At 63.7% G+C, this 23,481-nt stretch carries 22 protein-coding genes; 11 read left to right on the forward strand and 11 right to left on the reverse strand.

What is annotated here, in order from left to right; genetic code table 11:
• Positions 1–55 precede the first annotated feature (55 nt).
• The 3 genes from ASD01_RS13200 to ASD01_RS13210 form a co-directional block, all read right to left on the reverse strand.
• A complete protein-coding gene (locus ASD01_RS13200) occupies positions 56–3,241 on the reverse strand; it encodes an efflux RND transporter permease subunit (protein WP_034797367.1) in 3,186 nt (1,061 codons plus the stop codon).
• A 128-nt stretch (positions 3,242–3,369) separates the two neighbouring features.
• Complete coding sequence (locus ASD01_RS13205) at positions 3,370–4,572, reverse strand: efflux RND transporter periplasmic adaptor subunit (RefSeq protein WP_034797366.1); 1,203 nt, start codon at positions 4,570–4,572, stop codon at positions 3,370–3,372.
• Between the two features lie 79 nt (positions 4,573–4,651).
• Complete coding sequence (locus tag ASD01_RS13210; RefSeq protein WP_034797364.1) at positions 4,652–5,476, reverse strand: alpha/beta hydrolase fold domain-containing protein; 825 nt, start codon at positions 5,474–5,476, stop codon at positions 4,652–4,654.
• 140 nt (positions 5,477–5,616) lie between these two features.
• On the opposite strand from ASD01_RS13210, the gene ASD01_RS13215 reads away from it, so the two are divergent.
• A complete protein-coding gene (locus ASD01_RS13215; protein WP_034797362.1) occupies positions 5,617–6,528 on the forward strand; it encodes a LysR family transcriptional regulator in 912 nt (303 codons plus the stop codon).
• 162 nt (positions 6,529–6,690) lie between these two features.
• Here ASD01_RS13215 and ASD01_RS13220 read toward each other — a convergent pair whose 3' ends face one another.
• From ASD01_RS13220 to dapD, 3 genes are all read right to left on the reverse strand, one after another.
• Positions 6,691–8,661, reverse strand: coding sequence for a DEAD/DEAH box helicase (locus tag ASD01_RS13220; RefSeq protein WP_034797359.1), 1,971 nt, complete (start codon positions 8,659–8,661; stop codon positions 6,691–6,693).
• Positions 8,662–8,800: 139 nt separating this feature from the next.
• A complete protein-coding gene (locus ASD01_RS13225) occupies positions 8,801–9,184 on the reverse strand; it encodes a DUF805 domain-containing protein (RefSeq protein ID WP_034797357.1) in 384 nt (127 codons plus the stop codon).
• Positions 9,185–9,189: 5 nt separating this feature from the next.
• On the reverse strand, positions 9,190–10,047 hold the full coding sequence (dapD, locus tag ASD01_RS13230; protein ID WP_034797345.1) for a 2,3,4,5-tetrahydropyridine-2,6-dicarboxylate N-succinyltransferase: 858 nt from the start codon (positions 10,045–10,047) through the stop codon (positions 9,190–9,192).
• Between the two features lie 365 nt (positions 10,048–10,412).
• On the opposite strand from dapD, the gene ASD01_RS13235 reads away from it, so the two are divergent.
• Entirely contained in the window at positions 10,413–11,312 is a 900-nt protein-coding gene (locus ASD01_RS13235; protein ID WP_034797342.1) for an LOG family protein, read from the forward strand.
• A gap of 106 nt (positions 11,313–11,418) precedes the next feature.
• Here ASD01_RS13235 and ASD01_RS13240 read toward each other — a convergent pair whose 3' ends face one another.
• The gene (locus ASD01_RS13240; protein WP_034797339.1) at positions 11,419–11,943 is read right to left on the reverse strand and encodes an EF-hand domain-containing protein; all 525 of its coding nucleotides are present in this window, start codon (positions 11,941–11,943) and stop codon (positions 11,419–11,421) included.
• A gap of 165 nt (positions 11,944–12,108) precedes the next feature.
• Positions 12,109–12,822 (reverse strand): pyrimidine 5'-nucleotidase, encoded by a 714-nt coding sequence (locus tag ASD01_RS13245; RefSeq protein WP_034797335.1) that lies wholly within the window; start codon positions 12,820–12,822, stop codon positions 12,109–12,111.
• Between the two features lie 155 nt (positions 12,823–12,977).
• On the opposite strand from ASD01_RS13245, the gene ASD01_RS13250 reads away from it, so the two are divergent.
• The 5 genes from ASD01_RS13250 (at position 12,978) to bchE (ending at position 18,323) form a co-directional block, all read left to right on the forward strand.
• Entirely contained in the window at positions 12,978–13,769 is a 792-nt protein-coding gene (locus tag ASD01_RS13250; protein WP_034797332.1) for a sterol desaturase family protein, read from the forward strand.
• A 58-nt stretch (positions 13,770–13,827) separates the two neighbouring features.
• Positions 13,828–14,742, forward strand: coding sequence for a DMT family transporter (locus ASD01_RS13255; RefSeq protein ID WP_034797329.1), 915 nt, complete (start codon positions 13,828–13,830; stop codon positions 14,740–14,742).
• 57 nt (positions 14,743–14,799) lie between these two features.
• Complete coding sequence (locus ASD01_RS13260) at positions 14,800–15,879, forward strand: bifunctional transcriptional activator/DNA repair enzyme AdaA (protein WP_034797327.1); 1,080 nt, start codon at positions 14,800–14,802, stop codon at positions 15,877–15,879.
• Positions 15,876–16,646: an isocitrate lyase/PEP mutase family protein gene (locus ASD01_RS13265; RefSeq protein ID WP_034797325.1), complete on the forward strand. Its 771-nt coding sequence runs from the start codon at positions 15,876–15,878 to the stop codon at positions 16,644–16,646. Before ASD01_RS13260 ends, ASD01_RS13265 begins: the two co-directional genes overlap by 4 nt.
• Before the next feature lie 147 nt (positions 16,647–16,793).
• Complete coding sequence (bchE, locus tag ASD01_RS13270; protein ID WP_034797323.1) at positions 16,794–18,323, forward strand: magnesium-protoporphyrin IX monomethyl ester anaerobic oxidative cyclase; 1,530 nt, start codon at positions 16,794–16,796, stop codon at positions 18,321–18,323.
• A 64-nt stretch (positions 18,324–18,387) separates the two neighbouring features.
• On the opposite strand, the gene argB is transcribed toward bchE, so the two are convergent.
• Positions 18,388–19,275, reverse strand: a complete 888-nt coding sequence (argB, locus tag ASD01_RS13275; RefSeq protein ID WP_034797321.1) for an acetylglutamate kinase — start codon at positions 19,273–19,275, stop codon at positions 18,388–18,390.
• Positions 19,276–19,427: 152 nt separating this feature from the next.
• Between argB and ASD01_RS13280 the strand changes: the two genes are divergently transcribed.
• From ASD01_RS13280 to msrB, 4 genes are all read left to right on the forward strand, one after another.
• The gene (locus tag ASD01_RS13280; RefSeq protein ID WP_034797319.1) at positions 19,428–19,967 is read left to right on the forward strand and encodes a sigma-70 family RNA polymerase sigma factor; all 540 of its coding nucleotides are present in this window, start codon (positions 19,428–19,430) and stop codon (positions 19,965–19,967) included.
• Positions 19,964–20,683, forward strand: a complete 720-nt coding sequence (locus ASD01_RS13285) for an anti-sigma factor (protein WP_034797317.1) — start codon at positions 19,964–19,966, stop codon at positions 20,681–20,683. The genes ASD01_RS13280 and ASD01_RS13285 overlap by 4 nt, the downstream gene beginning before the upstream one ends.
• A 167-nt stretch (positions 20,684–20,850) precedes the next feature.
• A complete protein-coding gene (locus ASD01_RS13290; protein WP_034797313.1) occupies positions 20,851–21,408 on the forward strand; it encodes a fasciclin domain-containing protein in 558 nt (185 codons plus the stop codon).
• 212 nt (positions 21,409–21,620) lie between these two features.
• Positions 21,621–22,112, forward strand: coding sequence for a peptide-methionine (R)-S-oxide reductase MsrB (msrB, locus tag ASD01_RS13295; protein ID WP_060529508.1), 492 nt, complete (start codon positions 21,621–21,623; stop codon positions 22,110–22,112).
• A gap of 13 nt (positions 22,113–22,125) precedes the next feature.
• Here msrB and ASD01_RS13300 read toward each other — a convergent pair whose 3' ends face one another.
• Positions 22,126–22,662 carry a DUF1269 domain-containing protein gene (locus ASD01_RS13300; protein WP_034797308.1) on the reverse strand — a complete coding sequence of 179 codons (537 nt, stop codon included), beginning with the start codon at positions 22,660–22,662 and terminating at the stop codon, positions 22,126–22,128.
• Between the two features lie 149 nt (positions 22,663–22,811).
• Positions 22,812–23,465, reverse strand: coding sequence for a ribosome biogenesis GTP-binding protein YihA/YsxC (gene yihA / locus ASD01_RS13305; RefSeq protein ID WP_034797613.1), 654 nt, complete (start codon positions 23,463–23,465; stop codon positions 22,812–22,814).
• Between the last annotated feature and the right edge of the window lie 16 nt (positions 23,466–23,481).

Here is a 23,481-nt window from a genome sequence, read left to right on the forward strand (position 1 = left end):
AACGGGCCGGAAGGATCCGGCCCGCCTGAAGATCGCGAAGGGAATGGAGAAGGGCTTATTCTCCGGGTGCGAGATGCGGCGCCTCGATATGGGCTCCCGCGTGCTTCAGAGGCCGCTCGCCAGCGAGCTTGCGGATCAGCACGTAGAACACCGGCGTCATGAAGATGCCGAAGGCGGTGACGCCGATCATGCCGGCAAAGACCGCGATACCCATGGCCGAGCGCATTTCCGCACCGGCGCCGGTCGACATGACAAGCGGCACCACGCCCATGATGAAGGCCATCGAGGTCATCAGGATCGGGCGCAGACGCAGCCGGCTCGCTTCGATCGCCGCCTTGACCGGCGTGCTGCCCGACAGTTCCAGTTCGCGGGCGAACTCGACGATGAGGATGGCATTCTTCGCCGATAGCCCGACCAAGACGATCAGACCGATCTGGGTGAAGACGTTGTTGTCGCCTCCGGTCAGCCAGACACCGACGAGTGCCGCCATGATGCCCATCGGCACGATCAGGATGATGGCGATCGGTAGCGTCAGGCTCTCATACTGGGCCGCAAGCACGAGGTAGACGAGCAACAGCGCCAGCGGGAAGACCAGGATGCCGGAGTTGCCAGCCAGGATCTGCTGGTAGGTCAGGTCCGTCCATTCGTAGTCGATGCCCGGAGGCAGGGTTTCAGCGGCGATGCGTTCGATGGCTTCCTGCGCCTGGCCGGACGAGAAACCCGGTGCCGGGCCGCCGTTGATGTCGGCCGACAGGAAGCCGTTGTAGCGGATCGCCCGTTCGGCGCCGACCGTCTGCTCGACCTTCAGAAGCGCCGACAGCGGGATCATCTCGCCGGATTGCGAACGCACCTTCAGCTTGCCGATGTCGTCGGCATGGCTGCGGTAGTTCGCATCCGCCTGGACGCGCACGCTGTATGTGCGGCCGAAGGCGTTGAAGTCGTTGACGTAGAGCGAGCCGAGGTAGATCTGCAGCGTCTCGAAGACGTCGGTGACGGCCACGCCGAGCTGGCGTGCCTTCACGCGGTCAAGGTCGGCATAGAGCTGCGGCACGTTGATCTGGTAGCTCGAATAGAGACCGGCCAGCTCCGGTGCCTGGTAGGCCTTGGCGAGGAAGGCCTTGGTCGCCTCGTCGAGCGCCTGGTAACCGAGGCCGTTCTTGTCCTCGAGCTGCAGCTTGAAGCCGCCGGTCGTTCCGAGACCCTGGACGGGCGGCGGCGGGAACATGGCGATGAAAGCATCCTGGATGACGCCGAATTCCTGGTTGAGCTGCATGGCGATCGCGCCGCCGGACAGTTCAGGCGTCTTGCGTTCCTCGAAGGGCTTGAGCGCGACGAAGACGATGCCGGAGTTCGACGAGTTGGTGAAGCCGTTGATCGACAGGCCCGGGAAGGCGATGGCGTTTTCGACGCCCGGGTGCTTGAGCGCAATTTCGCTCATCCGCTTGATCACGTCTTCCGAGCGGTCGAGCGTGGCTGCGTCCGGAAGCTGGGCAAAGCCGATCAGGTACTGCTTGTCCTGCGCCGGTACGAAGCCGCCGGGGACCGCGCGAAACAGCGTGAAGGTGACGCCGAGAAGCACGACATAGACCACCATGATCAGCGACTTGCGTGTCAGGATGCGACCCACACCGCGGCCATAGGCCTCCGAGCTTGCGCCGAAGAAGCGGTTGAAGCCGCGGAAGAACCAGCCGAAAAGCCTGTCCATCAACCGCGTCAGCCAGTCCTTCGGCGCGTGGTGGTCCTTCAAGAGAAGGGCAGCCAGCGCCGGGGAGAGCGTCAGCGAGTTGAGCGCCGAGATCACGGTCGAGATGGCGATCGTCAGCGCGAACTGGCGATAGAACTGGCCGGTGAGGCCGGTGATGAAGGCGAGCGGCACGAACACCGCGACGAGCACCAGCGCGATCGCGATGATCGGACCCGAGACTTCCTGCATGGCGCGGTAGGTCGCCTGGACCGGCGACAGTCCCTGCTCGATGTTGCGTTCGACGTTTTCCACCACGACGATCGCGTCGTCGACGACGATGCCGATCGCAAGCACGAGGCCGAAGAGGCTGAGCGCGTTGATCGAGAAGCCGAAGACATACATGACGGCGAAGGTGCCGACGATCGAGACCGGAACGGCGACGAGCGGAATGATCGAGGCGCGCCAGGTCTGCAGGAAGATGATGACGACGAGCACGACCAGCGCGATCGCCTCGAGCAGCGTGTCGACCACGGATTCGATCGAGGCGCGCACGAACTGTGTCGTGTCGTAGACGATGCCGTAGTCGACGCCTTCAGGCATGGTGAGCTTCATCTCGGCCATGGCCTTGCGGACGTCGTCCGAAATCTGGATCGCGTTCGATCCAGGCGCCTGGAAGACCGCCATGCCGACGGCCGGCTTGTTGTCTAGCAAGGAGCGCAGCGAGTATTCGGACGCGCCCATTTCGACGCGGGCGACATCGCCGAGCCGAGTCACTTCGCCCTGGGCGCCGGATTTGACGACGATGTTCTCGAAATCCTCAGGCGTCTGCAGACGGCCCTGCGCGTTGACCGAAAGCTGCAGATCGAGACCTGGGACGGAAGGCGAGGCGCCGATGACGCCTGCCGCCGCCTGGACGTTCTGGCCGCGCACCGCGTTGGCGATATCGCCTGCGGCAAGGCCGCGCTCGGCTGCCTTCTGCGGGTCGATCCAGATGCGCATCGAATAGTCGCCGCCGCCGAAGATCTGCACCTGGCCGACACCTTCGATGCGGGCCAGCCGGTCCTTGACGTTGAGCACACCGTAGTTGCGCAGATAGTTGATGTCGTACTGGCCGTTCGGCGAAAGCAGGTGCACGACCATGGTCAGGTCGGGCGAGCTCTTGACGGTGGTGACGCCGAGGCGGCGCACCTCCTCGGGCAGCCGCGGCTCGGCCTGCGAGACGCGGTTTTGGACGAGCTGCTGCGCCTGGTCCGGATCGGTGCCGAGCGCGAAGGTGACGGTCAGCGTCATGAGGCCATCGGCGGTCGCCTGGCTCTGCATGTAGAGCATGTCTTCGACGCCGTTGATCTGTTCTTCAAGCGGTGTCGCCACCGTTTCGGCGATGACGGCCGGGTTTGCGCCCGGATACTGCGCGCGCACGACGATCTGCGGCGGGACGACTTCGGGATATTCGGAGATCGGCAGACCGGTCATGCCGATCAGGCCGGCCACGAAGATCAGGACCGATAATACGCCCGCGAAGACCGGGCGGTCGACGAAGAAGCGTGAGAAGTTCATGGTATCCCCCTTGGGATGCGTTCGGGCAGACCTCCGGCGGGCGCGGCGAAAAAACGCGCCGCGCGGCCATGTCTGCAGAGTGATGCCTTGGCTGGAGCCTCTTCACACCGGGCGAAGAGGCGCCGGGATTACTTGGCGATAGAGGCGGTCGTTTCCTCGACCTGCTGCGGCGCCACGACGACGCCGGGGCGAACCCGCTGCAGGCCGTTGACGACGATGTTCTCGCCGGACTTCAGGCCGCTTTCGACGATGCGCAGACCGTCGGAATTCGGCCCCAGCTTCACCTGGCGATACTCGACCTTGTTGTCGGTGCCGACGACGAAGACGAATTTCTTGTCCTGGTCGGAGCCGATGGCGCGGTCGCTGATCACAAGCTTTTCCTCGGGGTCCGGCTCGCCGATGCGGATGCGGACGAACTGTCCGGGGATCAGCCTGCCGTCGGCGTTTTCAAGCGCCGCGCGTACCCGGATCGTGCCGGTTGCCGCATCCACCTCGTTGTTGATGAGCTGGATATGGCCCAAGATCGGCGTGCCCTCGTCGGCGGCGGTGCCGACCTGGACCGGCAGGCGCTCGATCGCGTTGCCGCCGGCCGATGCTGCGAGCCGGGCGAGAGCGGTGGTGACCACTTCTTCGCTGGCGTTGAAGCTCGCATAGATTGGATCGACCGAGACGAGCGTTGTCAGCACAGGCGAGGCGGAACCGGCAGCAACGAGGTTGCCGGCGGTGACGTCGAGCCGGCCGACGCGGCCGGAGATCGGCGCACGGACCTCGGTGTATTGCAGATCGAGTTCGGCCGTGCGCAGCGCCGCCTTGGCCGAGCGCACCTCCGCCTGAGCTTCGTCATAGGCGCTGGCGCGCTGGTCGACGCTGCTCTGCGGCACGGCGCTGGTGGTCACCAGCTTGCGGCCGCGCTCGAGCTCGATCTTGGCGAGCGAAACACGCGCTTCGGCAGCCTCGACCTGGGCCTTTGCCCGCTCGACGGCTGCGGCATAGGGCTCGGGATCGATCGTCACCAGGAGGTCACCTTGCTTGACCAGCGCACCTTCGCGGAAGTGGGCTTTCAGGATGGCGCCGCCGACGCGCGGGCGCACCTCGACACGCTCGATCGCTTCAAGGCGTCCGGAGAATTCCTCCCAGGTGGTGATGCGCTTGGACTGCGCCCGCGCCACCGAGACCGGCACGGCCGGCGGAGGAGCGGCGGACGCATCGGTCGCGGCATCGGCCTCGAAATGCTGCGGCAGGCCGAACATGACGGCGGCGCCGCCGCCGACAGACAAAAGGATACTCAGGCCGGCGCCCCAGAGGGCCCGGCGGGTCACTGTCGATGTCATCTTTTCTCTCCTTGCCGGTTGGGAGCCGGCGCTTTGCGTTCGATGCCAGATCGGGGAATGAGCCTCTGAGCGGCCCCGCCTAACGCACCGTCATTTCCGCCGGCTTTGCCCCCGCCTTCTGGAAGAAGCGGGCGAAGATGCCGGTAATTTCCTTCTGCTGTGCCGACCAGCTTTCGCCGGTGCCTGCGTTCTGCGGCAACCATCCGGCGCGTCCGGGCAGCACGTGGGATTCGACCGCCACGCCCGCCTTGCGCAGGCGCTCGGCATAGGCTTCAGCCTCGTCGCGCATCGGGCACTCTTCGCTGGTCACGATCAGCGAAGGCACGAGGCCGGCGAGCCGCGTACAGTGGGCCGGCGCGGCGTAAGGGTGGGTGAAGCCACCGTTCTGGCCGAGATAGCGCTGCCAGCCGTCGGCGATCGATTGCGCCGAGGACTGGGGACAGTATTGACGGAACGATGCCGTTGCCAGGCACGGATCCAGCATCGGCGACAGCAGGATCTGGCCCTTGAGATCGGTCAGATACTGGTCTCGCGCCATCAGCGCGGCCCCGGCGGCGACATTGCCGCCAGCCTCTTCGCCGGCCACGAACAGCGACGACTTCTTGTGTGCGAACTGCGGGCAGCGCGCGCGCATCGACGACAGCATGGCATAGGCGACATCGAGGGCCGCGGGAAAGGGGTTGAGGCAGGCCGCGGAATATTCCGGAGATATCACCACCGCTCCGGCTGCCGCGAGTGCCTCGGCAACGCGCTCGCCGGCAGCGATCGTTCCGCCGACGAAGGAGCCGCCATGCAGGTGCAGTACGATCGGCGGCGGATTAAGCAGGGTCTCGCCGCGGTAGACGCGTGCGGTGCACGAGCCTTGGCCCGTCTGCATCGTCTCCACTTTGAACTGTTCGCCCATCTCTCTTGCCTTCGGCCCGAGCCAAACCCACATGTGGCGACAACACGCCACGACAGGAGAATAGCATTGTCTTCTGTCTGGAATAGTCTTTTCAATCTGATTACACTATTCGTATTCTCGAACAATTACGGCTCTTGAAAATGGACCAGCTCACGGCCATGCGCGCCTTTCTCCGGGTCGTCGAAACCGGAAATTTCACCCGCGCTTCCGCTTCGCTGAATATGCCCAAGGCGACATTGACCAATCTCATCCAGGGATTGGAGGCGCATCTGCGCACAAAACTTCTGAACCGCACCACCCGCCGGGTGCTGGTAACGCCCGATGGCGCGCTCTATTACGAACGCGCGGCACGCCTTTTGACCGACCTCGACGAACTCGACGGCAGTCTTTCGAGCGCCCAGACCTTGCCGAAGGGACGGCTCAGGGTGGAGATGGCAAGCGCGATTGCCAACCTGATTGTGATCCCCGCGCTACCGGAGTTTCACAAGCGTTATCCCGACATCCAGATAGACCTCGGGGTCTCGGACAGGACGGTGGACTACGTGGCCGAGAATGTCGATTGCGCCATCCGCGTCGGTGCGCTCACCGACCAGTCCCTGATCGCGCGCCGCATCACCGAGATGAGCTTCGTCGCCTGCGCAGCGCCCGATTACCTCTCGCGCCACGCGATCCCGCAGCATCCGTCGGATCTCTCGAAGAACTGCTACGTCGTCGGCTACTTCCGGCCGCAGACCGGGCAGCAGTTGCCGTTCTACTTCAAGCGCGGCAACGAGGAGATCGAGGTGAACGGCCGCTATGCCGTGGCGGCGAATGAAGCCACCACCTATCTCGCGGCGGCGCGAGCCGGCCTCGGCGTCATTCAGGCGCCGCGTTTCATGGTGCGCGAGGACCTCGAGACCGGCGCCATGCGGCCGGTGCTGGAGGATTGGGAAGTCGAGCCCATGCCGATCTATCTCGTCTATCCGCCGAACCGGCATCTGAGCAGCCGGCTGCGCGTCTTTGCTGACTGGGTGGTCAAGATCGTCGCCCAATCGCAGCTCGACGCTGCCTGACCGTCACGCGCGCTGGCTCGGTGCCATGCATGATCCGCATTGCGCTGAGCGTCCGGGTGGAGTGCCGGGACCGCTCGCTCCCGGTCCTCGGAATAACAAAAAAGGCGCCGCGATCGGATCGCAACGCCTTGTTGATTGGCTTTTGGGTTGCCGTCGCCGGGCTCAGCCCTGGCGGTTCTTGGCGTTGCCCTTCGGCTTGGTTTTGGGCTTGAAGCCGCCGTCCTTGCCAGCGTCCGGCTTGCCCTTCTTCTTGTTGCCCCAAGGCTTTTCGGCGCCCTTCGCCGGCGGCCTGTCCTCGGTATGGGCAGGCCCATCGCTATAGGCGGCCTTCTTTTCGAACTTGCGCTTCGGCTTGAAGTCGCCGCGGTCGTCATTGCGAGCGGCGTCGTCGGAATAGGGGCGCTTCTTGGCAAAGCCCGGCTTATCCTTGGAGAAGTTCGGCTTGTCCCTCGAGAAACTCGGCTTTTCCTGGCGCTGCTGCGACAGATCCGGCGCGCCGGCGAGCGGCTTCACGCGGATGCCCTTCTCCAGCATCTTGTCTTTGCCGATCGCTGACAGGAAGCGTTCGGCACCCTCGGCGGTCATCTCGACGAAGGTCTCTTCCTGCTGCATTCGGATCGCGCCGATGTCGCGCTTGGTCAGCTTGCCGTGACGGCAGAGCATCGGGATCAGCCAGCGCGGCTCGGCACTCTGCTTGCGGCCGACGGACAGCGAGAACCAGCTGCCGTCGCTGAAATCGGCCCGCTCGGCGCCGAAGTCCTCGCGCGGGGCACGATCATCGCGCGGTGCGCGTTCGTCGCGGCGCGGCTTGGCGCCGACAGCGACTTCGATCAGGTCTTCCGGAGCGGACCGTCCCGAACGGAACTGGCGTACGAAGGCGGCGGCCATCTGCTCGGCACCGTGGCGCTCGATAAGTGCTGCCACGATCGCCTGTTCGTCCTCGCGGATCGGCTCGGCAAAGCTCGTATCGGCAAGCAGGCGCTCGTCGTCACGTTGGCTGACCTCGTCGGCCGACGGCGGGCGTGCCCAGGTCGCGGTAATCCGGCCCCCGTCGAGCAGGCGCTCAGCCTTGCGGCGCTGGTTGACCGGCACGATCAGTGCGCTGACGCCCTTCTGACCCGCGCGTCCGGTGCGGCCGCTGCGGTGAAGCAGCGTCTCGGAGTTGGTTGGCAGATCGGCGTGAATGACCAGTTCCAGGCCCGGCAGGTCGATGCCGCGGGCGGCAACGTCGGTCGCAATGCAGACGCGGGCACGGCCGTCGCGCATGGCCTGCAGGGCGTGGGTGCGTTCGTTCTGGCTGAGCTCGCCCGAAAGCGCCACCACCGAGAAGCCGCGGTTGTTGAAGCGGGCGGTCAGATGGTTGACCGCGGCGCGGGTCGAGCAGAACACGATGGCGTTGCGCGCTTCGTAAAAGCGCAGCACGTTGATGATCGCGTTTTCGCGATCGTTCGGCGCAACGGTGAGCGCGCGGTATTCGATATCGACATGCTGCTTCTGTTCGGAAGCGGTGCTGATGCGTACGGCGTCGCGCTGGTAGTTCTTGGCGAGCGTTGCGATCGACTTCGGCACGGTCGCCGAGAACATCAGGGTGCGGCGATCGTCAGGGGACTCTTCGAGAATGAATTCGAGGTCTTCGCGGAAGCCGAGGTCGAGCATTTCGTCGGCTTCGTCGAGAACGATGGCGCGCAGCGAAGAAATGTCGAGCGAGTTGCGGCGAATATGGTCACAAAGGCGACCGGGCGTGCCGACGACGATGTGGGCGCCGCGTTCCAGCGTGCGCTTCTCGGTGCGCATGTCCATGCCGCCGACACACGAGGCGATCGTCGCGCCGGTCTCACCGTAGAGCCACTCAAGCTCGCGCTTGACCTGAAGCGCCAGTTCGCGCGTCGGTGCGATGGCGAGCGCCAGGGGGGCACCGGCAGGCCCGAAGCGGCGTTCATCGCCAAGCAGCGTCGGCGCCAGCGCCAGGCCGAAGGCGACCGTCTTGCCGGAACCGGTCTGCGCCGAAACCAGGGCGTCGCGCCCGGCGAGTTCCGGATCGCGCATCGCCTGTTGAACCGGCGTCAATTCGTTGTAACCGCGTTTTGCCAACGCCTCGGCGATCGCAGGCGCGATCCCTTCGAATTCAGTCATATCTTGTCTTTCGGATATCGGTCGTAGAGCCCAGGACGAACGGATCGTCTCGGCGCCAATTGCCGCGGCCAACACGTCGCGGGCCTGTCATGGCGCGCTACATACGCGCTCACGCGGTTCTTGTACAGGGGCGAAGGGTTCAAGGGCCGGGTTCGTCGCTGCGCGCGCCGAACTCGTTGGGCCCCTGATCGCCCGGCCAGAGGCAAAGGGCGATGAAGACGACCGGGCTCAAGACCGGGATAAACAGAGTGAGGGAAAGCGGGCCGGGATAGCCGATATCGTGCAGGCGCTTGATCGCCAGCATGGCGATGGAGGGCAGCGAGACGAGGCTCGAGACGACGAATGCCAGCGTCCAGAGCGCCAGCACCGTCTCATTGCCCTCGTTGGCAACCATTCGGGCGACCATGAAGCCGCCGATCAGGAACCAGAATAGCCAGGAGAGAAAGAAGGGCAGGCGGCCGATGCGACCGGAGGGGCTGAAGAACAGCCAGGTCATGCTCGGCTGCGGCCCCTCCGGTGTCATCGCGATCAGTCCCGAAGCAGTTCGTTGATGCCGGTCTTCGAGCGGGTCTTCTCGTCGACGCGCTTGACGATGACGGCGCAATAGAGGTTCGGCGCCGGCTGGCCGTTGCCCATGGTCGAGCCCGAGGGCATCGAACCTGCGACGACGACCGAGTAGGGCGGCACTTCGCCATAGGTCACTTCGCCGGTGGCGCGGTCGACGATCTTGGTCGACTTGCCGATGAAGACGCCCATGCCGAGGACCGAGCCTTCGCGCACGATGCAGCCTTCGACGACTTCCGAGCGGGCGCCGATGAAGCAGTTGTCTTCAATGATCGTCGGGCCGGCCTGCATCGGCTCCAGCACGCCGCCGATGCCGACGCCGCCCGAAAGGTGCACGTTCTTGCCGATCTGGGCGCAGGAGCCGACCGTTGCCCAGGTATCGACCATCGTGCCTTCGCCGACATAGGCGCCGAGATTGACGAAGGAGGGCATCAGGATGGCGTTGGGGGCGATGTAGGCCGAACGGCGCACGACGCAGTTCGGAACGGCGCGGAAGCCGGCCTTCTCGAACTCGTTGACGCTCCAGCCGTCGAACTTCGAGGGCACCTTGTCCCACCAGACCGACTGCCCCGGGCCGCCCTTGACGATTTCCATCGGGTTGAGGCGGAAGGAGAGCAGTACGGCCTTCTTCAGCCACTGATTGACCGTCCAGTTACCGTCTTCGCCGCGCTGTGCGACGCGGACCTTGCCGCTGTCGAGCAGGTTCAGCGCCGTCTCGACGGCATCGCGCACCGCGCCGCGCGTTCCGGTGTTGACGGAGTCGCGGTCTTCAAAGGCGGCTTCGATCGTCTGCGACAGGGAGGCGAGGTCGTGGTTCGTCATCGGAATTCCTTAAAGTTCGGCGGTTATCCTGCGAAAGCTCTACTGCATAAATCCGAAAATCGGAATCGATTTAAGGACAAAATTATGCAGCAGATCTAGCTGCTGCAGCGACCTTGACACGTCCTGAGCGGCGGTGGCTGCACGACGTGATCCTGAAATGTTGAAGGGCTTTTCAGGTCCCTGGAGTGGCCGGGGCTTGGCAAACTGAGGCGAACACGGCACTACAGCGCCGCGTACCCGTTCGGGATGCGCAAAGGCCGCCGCAGCGCGCTGATGCGCTTGCGACCTTCATGACCGAGGATTGAGGATAGGACGCGTCTGGACGAGATGCCGATTGTCCGGAACGCGACGGGAAAGACGAGAATATGGCACGCATGAAGAAGCGCGCTCTGCGCCGCAAAGATGGGGTCTGGGATCCGCTGGCCGACAGCTCGCAGAGCCGGCAACGCGCACAGACCGTTCCGGTCACGCCGCAATCGGCTTCGCCTTCCTATCGCCTCGCCTATATCGACGACGATTTTCTCTGCCGCGAAGAACTGCGCCCGATCCGGCTGCAGCTCGAACTCCTGAAGACCGAAATGATGCTGGAAGAGCGCGGCATCAACTCCACCGTCGTCATGTTCGGCGGCGCTCGCATTCCTGAGCCCGGCGGCGACGCCTGGGCAGCGAAGAACGAGACGCAGCGCAAGAACCTCGAAGCCGCCTCGGTCTATTACGAGGAAGCACGCAAGTTCGCGCGGCTCTGCTCCGAGCATTCGGCCAAGCTGCACTACAAGGAATATGTCGTCGTCACCGGCGGAGGCCCGGGCGTGATGGAAGCCGGCAATCGCGGCGCCGATGATGTCGGCGCGCCGTCGATCGGCCTCAACATCGTGCTGCCGCACGAGCAGGCGCCCAATCGCTACGTGACGCCCGAACTGTCGTTCAACTTCCACTATTTCGCCATCCGCAAGATGCACTTCCTGTTGCGCGCCAAGGCCGTCACCGTTTTCCCGGGCGGCTTCGGTACGCTGGACGAGCTCTTCGAGACGATGACGCTGATGCAGACCGGGCGTCTTGCGCTGGTTCCGCTCATTCTCTTCGGGGAAAAATTCTGGCGCTCGATCGTCAATTTCGAGGCGCTTGCCGAATTCGGCACGATCGCGCCGAACGACGTCGATCTGGTCCAGTTCGTCGAAACGGCTGATGAAGCCTGGGATATCATTTCCCGCTTCTATGAAACGGTCGACCCGAAGTCCGTTCCGATGGCAAATGGCCGCCGCTGATCGCAGCGGTCCAAAAAAAGCGCATAGCCCCTCGCTGGGGGAGCAAGGGGCTATGGGCTAGGCAGGAGCCTCTCCACCGGGCGGTGGGGAGAGAGAAGAGCTCCCGTCAGATCTTTTTGGTGAAGTCGGCCGCGTCTATGACGCCGTCGCCATTCTTGTCGCGCCGCTTGAACATGGCTTCCGCGGCGCTTGAAACTTCGCTGGCGCTCAAGGAACCGTTGCCGTCGGCATCGACGCGCTTGAAGGCCTTCGGGCGCAGCCCAGGCAGCATGGCCGGGCGGGCTTCCCTCAGCTTGGCAAGGGCGGTCTCGCGCTCCGTGCCTGTCTTGGCCTTGGCTTCCTTCCAGGTCTTGCGCGCCTCACGGAAGGCCTCGCGCTTGACCTTCATTTCTTCGGCGCTGATCTGCCCGTCGCCATTGGTATCGAAGGTTTTGAAATTGTCGGAGATCCGCGCCTGGAACTCGGTGAGCGAAACCTTCTGGTCCTTGTTGGTGTCGAGCCGCTCGATCATGTGCTGGCCGCGCTGCTCGGGCGTCATCTTTTCGCGGGCAGCAAAGGAGGGGGAGGCCATTCCGGTGACGGCGACGGAGAGTGCAGCCACGCCGAGGATCAGGGTCTTGTTCGGCATCATGCGTCCTTTCGATCGGTTGTTTCTGATCGCAAGGATAGACGCGGGTGCAGCCGACGCCAGTTAAACTTTGGTAATTTAAGTCATTGGCCGAAAAGAGGTTTTTCGGCGGCAAAATTGTGTCGCAGCGGGCGGGACGCCGTCTTTGCGGCGTCCGCCAGCGCCACTCTAGAGATCTGTGAGGAGGCTCCGCAGGAAGCCGGCGAGGTCTTCCGTCACGTAGTCGATCTGCTCGTCGGTGTCGTTCGACTTTTCCCACGATTCCGCAAAGGTGTATTCGAGGTTCTGCGGCACCAGCAGCACCGTCTTCATGCCCAGCGCCTTCGGCACGAGGAGATTGCGCGGCAGGTCCTCGAACATCACGGCATTGCGGGTATCGACCCGGTGCAGGCTCATGAACTTGTCATAGGTCTCGCCCGCGGGCTTCGGCACGAAGTCGGCGGCGACGATATCGAAGATGTCGTCGAAATGGTCGAGGATGCCGAGCGCCCGGGCCGTCATCTGCGCATGGGCAACGCTGCCATTGGTGAAGATGAACTTGCGGCCGGGAAGCGACTTGATCGCTTCGCCGAGCGCCGGGTCGGCCGGAACGATCGAATAGTCGATCGCATGGGCCTGCTCGAGGAACTCGTTCGGGTCGATGCCGTGATGGACCATCAGGCCTTTGAGCGTCGTGCCGTGGTCGCGGTAATAGTCCTTCTGCAGCTTCTTGGCGTCGGCCGGATCGAGCGACAAAAGCTTCGCCACATAGGCCGTCATGTTGCGGTCGATCTGCGCAAACAGGTTGACGTGGTGGGGATAGAGCGTGTTGTCGAGGTCGAAGACCCAGTCGGTGACATGGGCGAATTCGGAGCGGGTCGGCAGGCGGGCGAGCTTTTTCATGACCGCCTTATGACACGACCGACCGTGGCGGCAAACGGGAAAATGGCGATGCGGGGCCGGGCGTAATGCTGGCGCATAGATTAGCGCTTTGAATTGGCGGTTGTGCGTGGCATCTTCCGGCTCGCGCGGTTTTTGGCTCGGGGATGCGGATGCCAATGTCGAACGAAGTATTCTATCTGCTCTTTCTGTTCGGGTTTTACACGTTCACCGTCGTTACCTATTTCGCGCTTGGCTATGGCATCACATGGCTCAACGAGCGCAATCCCGAGCGAAAGATCCAGAAGGGACGCGGTTCCGACAAGCGCCGCAGCGCCGAGATCCGCCAGAGCCTCAAATCGATGTTCAGCGCCTGCCTGCCGCTGACGATCGGTCTTTACGCCCAGCAGAAGGGCTGGGCGCCGGCGCCCTGGACGCTCACCTGGTGGAACGCCCTGCCGCTCTTCGTGCTCAGCATGATCCTCTACGATGCCTGGTTCTATTTCATGCACCGGCTGCTGCACACCAAGTGGCTCTATCCGCTGCATGCCCTGCATCATAAAAGCGTGGCGCCGACGATCTGGAGCACCTATTCCGAGGACGTCTTCGACAACTTCCTGCTTCAGAGCTTTTCGGCCGTCGTCGTTTTCGTCGTGCCGTTTCCGCCGCTGGTGCTCATCGCCCATCGGCTGTTCGAACATTTCAACGGCATGATCGGCCATTGCGGCTTCGAGTATTTTGCCGCCTCCACCGCGCGCTACCCGTCTCCGCTGCTGTGCACGACGTTCCATGATCAGCACCATTCGGGCTTCAGGTACAATTACGCCAACTACTTCTCCTTCTGGGACCGTGTGCTCGGAACGCTCGCGCCGAACTACGATCAGCGGGTAAAGACCTTCGAGGACGAGGCGCCCCGGATCACGATCAGCGAGGGCACGGAGCTCGCAGAGGCGCGGGAAAGGGCGGAGTAGCAACCGGTCCGTTAGGTGGTCCTTGGCAACGAGCCGGCCTGCATGCTAGCTCGAAACGATGGAAACCTGGGTCCTCATCACCATCGCCGCGGCCTTCCTTCAGAACGTCCGCTCCGCAATGCAGAAACACTTGAAAGGCGTCATGGGCACGACGGGCGCGACCTTCGTGCGCTTCGGCTTCGGCCTGCCGTTCGCCTTCCTCTATCTCGTTGTGCTCTGGCAGGTGGTGGGCCGTCCGCTTCCGGTGCCGAACGGCACTTTCTTCCTCTGGGCGGTGATCGGGGGGCTGGCGCAGATCGCCGCAACCTTCCTGCTCGTCCATCTCTTCTCCTTCCGCAACTTCGCCGTCGGCACCGCCTATTCGCGCACGGAACCGGCGCAGGCAGCGCTTTTCGGCCTGATTTTCCTCGGCGAAAAGGCGAGCGAGGGCACGCTGGTGGCAATCGCCATCTCGGTCGTCGGCGTGATGCTGATTTCGGTGGCGCGCACGACCCTGAGTGCGCGCACGCTGGTGACCTCGGTATTCTCGCGCACGGCCGGCATCGGCTTGCTGTCCGGCACCTTCTTCGGCCTTTCGGCCGTCGCCTACCGTTCGGCGTCGCTGGCTCTGGCGCCGAGCCTGCCGGCACCCGACTACATGATGCAGGCAAGCTTCACGCTCGGCTTCGTCATCCTCTTGCAGACCGTGGTCATGCTGATCTGGATCGTGCTGCGCGAACGCGACGAGCTGCCGCGCATCGCGGCTGCCTGGAAGCCGGCCTTTGTCGTCGGTTTCGTCGGCGCGTCTGCCTCCTTCGGCTGGTTCATGGCGATGACCCTGCAGCAGGCGGCCGTCGTCAAGGTCGTCGCCCAGGTGGAAATGCTCTTCACCTTCGCCTCGTCCTTTTTCATCTTCCGCGAATGGATCAACAGACTGGAGCTATTGGGTTGCCTGCTGATCGTGCTCGGTGTCGTCATGCTGGTGCTGATCTGAAAAATAGACGCCCGAAAACCGGCGTCTCCCGAGCCGTGGTCATGCTAGAACCGCGGCATGTTGTTCGATCTTCCCTCCGATGAAACGCTCTACGACGCCTTGATGGCGCGCAGCAGCGAATACGAAGGTTCGGCCTTCGTCTGCGTCAAGACAACAGGCGTCTTCTGCCGCCTGTCCTGCCCGGCCCGCAAGCCGAAGCGGGAAAATACGATCTTCGTCAGCTCGATCGGCACCTGCCTGGAGACGGGGTTCCGTCCCTGCCAGCGCTGCCGGCCGCTTGCCACGTTCGGCGCCAAGGATCCGCTCGTCCAGGAGCTTCTGCAGGCGCTGGAAGCAGCACCGGAGCGCCGTTGGAGCGAGGACGACATCGTGCGCCGCGGGCTTGATCCCTCGACCGTCCGGCGTGCCTTCAAGCGCGCGCTCGGCATCACCTTCCTCGATCTCGCGCGCCATCGTCGCCTGGGGCTCGCCGCCCGCCAGCTCGCCGACGGTGGTCGGGTGATCGACGCCCAGCTCGAGGCAGGCTACGAGTCGCCGAGCGGGTTTCGCGTAGCCTTCCAGCGCCTGCTCGGCGATGCGCCGGCGGCAGCCCAGGGGAGGGCGCTGCTCTCGTCCGACTGGATCGAAACGCCGATCGGGCCGATGGTCGCGGTTGCCGATGCGACGCACCTCCATTTGCTGGAGTTCCACGAACGCAAGGCGCTGCCGACGGAGCTGGAGGCGTTGAAGCGCGCGACGCGCTCGGCCATCGTCCCCGGCCGGACGGCGCCGATCGATCAGATCGAAGGCGAGTTGAAGAGCTATTTCGCCGGCGAGGCGGGCGGATTTCAAACTCCGCTTGCGCCCGGGGGAACGCCCTTCGAGCGCAACGTCTGGGCGAAGCTCGTGAAGATTCCCGCCGGCGGGACACGTTCCTATGGTGACATTGCCCGCGAGGTCGCTACGATCCAGTCCGCACGTGCGGTCGCCAAGGCCAACGGTTCCAACCGGATCGCCATCGTCATTCCGTGCCACCGTTGCATCGGCGCGGATGGCTCATTGACCGGTTACGGTGGCGGGCTCTGGCGGAAACAGTGGCTGCTTCGGCACGAGGCGAAAATGAAACCAGTCAGCCTGTTGGTGGAGGAAACACAATGAACCAGAAGGAAAAGGCGCTCGCCTTCGCCGCCCTGCATAAGAAGGGTGACCCGGTGGTGCTGTACAACATCTGGGACGCCGGCAGCGCCAAGGCCGTGGCAGAGGCCGGTGCCAAGGCGCTTGCGACCGGAAGCTGGTCGGTGGCGGCCGCCCACGGCTTCGGCGACGGCGAGAAGGTGCCTCTGGCCTGGCTTGCCGATATCGCACGCCTGGTCGTGGCGAGCACCGACCTGCCCGTCAGCATCGATTTCGAAGGCGCCTACTCCGACGACGCGGCGACCGGTGCCGCCAATGTCTCGCGCATCCTCGACGTCGGCGCCATCGGCATCAACTTCGAGGACCAGATCGTCGGCAAGGGCGGCGTGCACCCGGTCGAAAAGCAGGCGGAGCGCATCCGCGCCATCCGCGAGATGGCTGACCGGCGCGGCATCCCCCTGTTCATCAATGCCCGCACCGATCTCTTCCTGCAGGAGGGTGACGAGAGCCGGCATGCCGGCCTCGTCGACGAGGCGATCGCCCGCGGCAAGGCCTATGCCGAAGCGGGCGCCAGCGGCTTCTTCGTACCGTGGCTGGTGGACGAGGCGCTGATCGCCAAGGTCTGCGCCGCCTCGATCCTGCCCGTCAACATCATGATGCGCCCGGCCGCACCCGACCTGAAGACGCTCGCCCGCGCCGGCGTGTCACGCGTCAGCTACGGCCCGGGCCCATACCGCGTGATGATGGAAGAATTGAAGGCGGCGGCGACCGAGGTCTACGCTCCGCGCTGAGCTCGGGGCTCGATGAAATCGCGCTGCGCAAGTTGCGCGATTTCACCGCGAAAACGTACGTTTTTGGCCGCAGCCTGGAGCTGTTATTTCCGCAATCTTCAGCTTTATCGTGTCTCTGGCAATTCTTTGCGACCCAAGAGGCACCGTATGAAGATTGTTCTGCTCAATCCGCCGCATACGGCCATCGGCAGCCGTATTCCCGACGATCATCTTCCGCCGCTCGGCCTGCTCGCCGTTGGCGGGCCGCTCATCGATGATGGCCACGCCGTGCGGCTCATCGATTGCGAATTCGGCCCTTTGGGCTTCGAAGAGATTGTCGCACGCGTGCTCGACGACTGCCCGGATCTTCTGCTGATCGGTCATTCGGGGTCGACGTCGGCCCACCCGACGGCCAAGCGTATTGCCAGCGATGTCAGAATGACCGCACCGTCCGTCCGGGTGATCTATGGCGGTGTGTTCCCGACCTATCATTGGCGCGAGGTTCTAAGCGAGAGCGGCGCCTTCGATTACGTCGTCAGGGGAGAGGGCGAAGAGACAGTGCGACGGCTCGTGCGCGCCCTGTCATCCTTAGAACCCTTGAGCGAGGTTCCGGGCATCGCCTATCGCGATGATGACGGGGTTGCGCTCGCCACCCGTCCGACCGAGGCGATCGCCAATCTCGATGCCTACCGCATCGGCTGGGAGTTGATCGAGCATCGGCACTACAGTTATTGGGGCGGAAAACGCGCTGTCGTGCTGCAGTTTTCGAGAGGGTGCCCGCATTTGTGCAACTATTGCGGCCAGCGCGGTTTCTGGACGCGATGGCGGCACCGGGATCCGGTCGCGTTCGCTAAGGAGATCGCCCGCCTCCACCGTGAAGAGGGCGTGGAACTGATCAATCTCGCCGACGAAAACCCGACCTCGTCGCGCAAGGGCTGGCTCGCCTTCCTGAACGCCATGATCGCCGAGAACGTGCCGGTGCAGATCGTCGGCTCGACGCGGGCAGACGATATCGTGCGCGATGCCGACATATTGCACCTCTATCGCAAGGCCGGTGTCGTGCGTTGGCTGCTCGGAATGGAAAACACTGATGACGCGACGCTGAAGCTGATCAAAAAGGGCGGGACGACCACGAGCGACCGGCAGGCAATCGCGCTCCTGCGCCAGCACGACATTCTTTCAATGGCCACCTGGGTGGTCGGCTTCGAGGAGGAACGCCTGAGCGATCTTTGGCGTGGTTTCAGGCAGCTTCTTTCCTACGACCCGGACCAGATCCAGGCGCTCTACGTCACGCCGCACCGGTGGACCCCGTTCTTTGGCCTCGCCAGGGATCGCACCGTCATCGAGCCGGACATGCGCAAGTGGGATTACAAGCATCAGGTGCTGAAGATGAAGCACCTTCACCCGGTCGTGCTTTTTCTGAGCGTGAAATTGATCGAGGTCGCGATCCAGGCGCGGCCAAAGGCCCTTGCGCGCGTCCTCCTGCACCGCGACCCGCAGCAGCGCCATTCGATGCGGTGGTACACCCGCATGGGGCGCAGGGTCTGGTTTCACGAGCTCTACGAATTCGCCTTCCGCCGCCGCCATTTCGCCGCCGGGCCGTCGCTTGAGGTGTTCTGGGGAGCGCCGCAGGAGGCCGAGGAGGAATCGATGTTACCGCCCCGCAGGCGCCATCCATCGGACAGCGCGGCCGCATAAAAAATCCGGAAGCTGTGTGAGACGGCTTCCGGATCCTCGTCACGTTATTGCCGATCGGGTTGCGTCAGGGCACGATCAGCGTGCCGGCGCCGCGCTCGGTGAAGATTTCGAGCAGCACCGAATGGGCCGTCTTGCCGTTGAGGATGACGACGCCCTGAACGCCCGCCTTGATCGCGTCGATGCAGGTCTCGACCTTCGGGATCATCCCGCCGGAAATCGTGCCGTCGGCGATCAGCGCGCGGGCCTGGGATACTGAGAGTTCCTTGATCAGGTTGCCCTGCTTGTCGAGCACGCCGGGAACGTCCGTCAGGAACAGCAGGCGCGTGGCGTTCAGCGCACCGGCGATGGCGCCGGCGAAGGTGTCGGCGTTGATGTTGTAGGTGTGGCCGTCACGGCCGGGCGCGACCGGCGCGATCACCGGGATCATTTCCGAGCGGGCGAGCAGGTCGATCAGCGTGCGGTCGACTTCGACCACTTCGCCGACGAAACCGAGATCGAGGACGCGCTCGATATTGCTATCCGGATCCTTGACGGTCTTGCGTGCCTTTTCGGCGAAGACCATGTTGCCGTCCTTGCCGCAAAGGCCGATTGCCCATTCACCCGTCTGGTTGATGAGCGCGACGATCTCCTTGTTGATCGAGCCGGCGAGCACCATCTCGACGATCTCGACCGTCTTTTCGTCGGTGACGCGCAGGCCGCCTTCGAACTTCGATTCGATGCCCATCTTCGTCAGCATGGCGCCGATCTGCGGGCCGCCGCCATGCACGACGATCGGGTTGACGCCCGACTGCTTCAAAAGCGCGATGTCGCTTGCAAAAGCGCGACCGAGCTCGCTGTTACCCATGGCGTGGCCGCCATATTTGACGACGATCGTCTTGTTCTCGTAGCGCTGCATGTAGGGCAGGGCCTGGGTGAGCAGGCGTGCCTGGATTTCACTTTCATTGGCGGACATGGCGGACCCTCGAAAAATACCGGCTGCTGTTTAGCGCAAGTTCCGGATCGATGGAATGATCGGAGAGCAACATAAAGGCCGAATGACGATACGGCTGGTTCAAAGTGAACTGCGCCCTATCTCTGGAGAGATGAGGCTTCGGGGCGCGTTCTATGATCGATGAGGATATAGCCGGCCTGCTTGGCCGCGTTTCGCTCGGCGATCGCGACGCCTTCGCCGAACTGTATCGGCAGACCAGTCCGAAACTCTTCGGCATCTGCCTGCGTATTCTTGGCAATCGGGGCGAGGCGGAAGAAGCGCTGCAGGAAATCTACGTCAAGATTTGGCAGCGGGCTGGCCGGTTTTCGCAAGGACAGGCGGCTGCGGGTTCCTGGCTGGCGGCAATAGCGCGTAATCAGGCCATCGACTTCATCCGGGCGCGCAAACCGGCTGCCAATGTGATTGACGAAGCCTACGATTTGGCTGATCCTGCTGCCGATCCGGAAAAGTTGGCAGTCGTGAGAGCAGAAGGCAGGCGGATCGACGCCTGCATGGAGGAGCTTGAAGAAGACCGCGCGGAAGCGGTGCGGCGCGCCTACGTCGAAGGCCTGAGCTACCAGGAACTGGCTGACGTCTTCGCGGTGCCGCTGAACACTATGCGGACTTGGTTGAGGCGCAGTCTCCTGAAGTTGCGAGAGTGTATGGAGCGATGACGACACCAACCCCAGAGGGCCGGGACTTTCGCCGCGACGAGGTGATCGCGGGCGAGTATGTGCTCGGCGTGTTGTCTGCCGACGATCGCCGCAAGGTCGAGGCCCGGCTTGCTTCCGATCGCAACTTTGCCGCCATGGTCGACCGCTGGCAGAGCAACCTTTCCTCCTTCGACGACGCCTATGATCCGGTGGTGCCCCCACCTAGGACGTTCTCCGCGATCGAACGGCAACTTTTCGATACGTTGCGGTCGGAACCTGTACGGTCCCGCGGGCTCTGGCACTCGCTGGCACTCTGGCGAGGATTGGCGCTTGCCTCGTTCGCCGCCCTGCTGGTGATGGGCGCCTCAATGGCCGGCCTGTTCGAGACGCGGTCGACCGGTGCCTCGCTTGTTGCCGAGCTCTCGGGGAAAGGCAGCGCCATCGATCTCGTCGCCCGCTTCGACCGGGCATCGGGCCGCTTGCAGGTAACGCCGGTGGCCGCCAGCCAGGCGGAACAGAAATCCCTCGAACTTTGGCTGATCAACGGCAGCAATCCGGCAATCTCGCTCGGTGTCCTGCCGCAGACCGGGGAGGGCGAAATCGCCGTGCCGTCGACCTTCCGCTCGCGGATCTCCGCCGGCTCGGTTCTTGCCGTCAGCGTCGAGCCGCTCGGCGGTTCGTCGACCGGCGTGGCCACCGGACCGATCATCGCGCTCGGCAAGGCGCGAAACCTCTGAGCGCGTGATATCGATAAATATCCTTATTTATCAATCGACTAACTTCCCTGAAAATTCCTGAAACTCTTTCTCCCGTCGTTCCGTTGCTTGTCTTGTTCCCCCCGTAGGGAACGGCAGCTTCGGCGGGCGGCCCATGCGCCGCCTCCCTCAACAGGAAGGAAGAGAAGATGTTCACGTCTGCCATCCGCTTGGTCGCAACAGCGTCCGTCCTCGCAGCAAGTGCCTTCGTCGCCCATGCCGAAAATCCGATGGTCGGCGGCGCGCCGATGTATGCGGAGAAAAACATCGTCGAGAACGCCGTTAATTCCAAGGATCACACCACGCTGGTCGCGGCCGTCAAGGCAGCCGGGCTGGTGAAGACGCTGGAGGGCAAGGGGCCGTTCACGGTGTTTGCGCCGACGAATGCCGCCTTTGACGCACTGCCGGCCGGTACCGTCGACACGCTTCTGAAGCCGGAGAACAAGGACAAGCTCGCCAAGGTCCTGACCTGCCATGTCGTTGCCGCCGACGCGATGTCGGCGGCGATTACCGAGATGATCAAGAAGGACGGTGGCGAGCATGACGTCAAAACGGTCGGCGGCTGTGTGCTGAAAGCCAGGGAAGACGGCGGCAAGCTGATGCTGACCGATGAAACCGGCGGTACGGCGACGGTAACGATCGCCGACGTCAAGCAGTCGAACGGCGTCATCCATGTGATCGACAAGGTGCTCCTGCCGAAAGGCTGAGTTCGGCGGCGCCTGGCCGCTGCCGGCGGCCTGGCGCTTGCCATCGGTCGTATGACCGATGGCCCTTCACCGCGTCACGATGCTTTGAACGGCATTGTTTTGCAGCGGGTGTGTCCGGGCGGTATCGTCTATCGCGACATCCGACAAATCGACAACGTACAGCGCACCGCGCGAATGATCGTGACGCGCTTTGGGCCAAGTGGGAGGTTAGCATGATCAGCCGGCGCGTCTTCCTGATGGCAGGCACGGCATTGGCCGCAGCATTCGCGTTGCGCGGGCTCACGCCACTTGCATGGGCAGCGGGAATGGAGCCCTTCGAGGTCGTCAAATCTGATGCCGAATGGCGGGCAGCCCTCACCGACGACCAGTACCGGATCCTTCGGCACGAGGACACGGAGCGTCCCTTTACAAGCGCGCTTAACCACGAGAAGCGCAAGGGCACCTTCCAATGCGCAGGTTGTGCACTGCCGCTCTATTCGTCCGAGGCGAAGTACGACAGTGGCACGGGCTGGCCGAGCTTCTGGCAATCGCTCCCCAATGCCGTGGCGACATGGGAAGACAATTCGCTGCTCATGACCCGTACGGAATGCCATTGCCGCCGTTGCGGCGGCCACCTCGGTCACATCTTCGACGATGGCCCGCCACCGACCGGCAAGCGCCATTGCATCAATGGCCTGGCGCTCGCCTTCGTGCTGTCTCGATAAGCCAGCCGGACGATTAGGCGCCGGCGGGCGGTGCAGCCGCTGTTGTGCCGGAGAGCGCTGCCTGCAGCTTCTGCTCCTGTTCGGGCGAAAGCGACGTTTTCAGCACGCGGCCGCGCAGGTCGGGGAATTCGGCGAGAACCTTTTCCGGCTGAACCTTGCGCACCAGGATGAACAGAGCGGAGGAATTGTTCGGGATGGTGTTGCCGAGCGACTTGATGAATTCGTCGTCGATACCGTAGTCGCTGAGCGAGCCCGAGAGGGCGCCGGCACCCGCGCCGAGCGCACCGCCGATTGCAAAGCCTGCCAGCGGATTGAGGAACAGGAGGCCGACCAGGCCGCCCCAGAGCGAGCCGGAGAGCAGGCCCGAGGTGGCGCCGACGGCGGTCAGGTTGAGGCTCTGCTTGAGGTGGACCTTGCCTTCGGTGTCGCGCACGACGACCACCGCATCCTCGAGGTCGATCAGATATTCCTTCTTCAGCCCGGCGAGCCGGACCAGAACCCTGTCAGCCTCCTCGGGGGAATCGAACCCGACAACGATCAAATCGGACATGTCTCACTCCTATCTCTGGCCGCGCCACCGTTCTGGACGCAACGCAGAGATAGAGCGGATTGCATGTCGGGGTAGTGACAGAGATCAAAGACATCGATTTCGCATGGGGGCCCGTGCTCTCCGCGCGATGCCGGATGCCCTGCAGCCCTTTAGCGCGCGATCGCAGTGCCGATCGCCGCCCGCAGCTCTTCGAGCCCTTCGCCCTTTTCCGAGGAAGTTGCGAGGACTTCCGGGAAGGCGGCGGGATGCTTCTTGATCTTTTCGAGCGTCTCGGCGATCAGCCGCGGCACGCCGGCGGCCTTGATCTTGTCGGTCTTGGTCAGCACAAGCTGATAGGAGACGGCTGCCTTGTCGAGCAGGTCGAGCACCTCATCGTCGTTCTTCTTGATGCCGTGGCGGCTGTCGATCAGCACGTAGACGCGCTTCAGCGTCGAGCGGCCGCGCAGGTAGTCGAAGACCAGTTTTGTCCAGGCATCGACCTGTTCCTTCGGCGCCTGGGCATAGCCGTAACCGGGCATGTCGACGAGCGCCATCGGCGGCAGGTCGTCGGCCTCGCCGGAAAATCCATCCGGTACGAAGTAGTTGAGTTCCTGCGTGCGGCCCGGGGTGTTGGAGGTTCTTGCCAGACCCTTGTGGCCGACCAGGGCGTTGATCAACGACGACTTGCCGACGTTCGAGCGACCGGCAAAGGCAATCTCGGCCGGTCCTTCCGGCGGCAGGAATTTCATGGCGGGGACGCCGCGAATGAAAATCCACGGCCGGCCGAACAACGGCTTGTCGTCTTTGGGTCTGGTATCGGCCATCGGCGGTCGGTCCTTC

Origin of the sequence: Ensifer sp. Root423, from assembly GCF_001426275.1 — a bacterium.
Taxonomy (GTDB): domain Bacteria; phylum Pseudomonadota; class Alphaproteobacteria; order Rhizobiales; family Rhizobiaceae; genus Ensifer; species Ensifer adhaerens.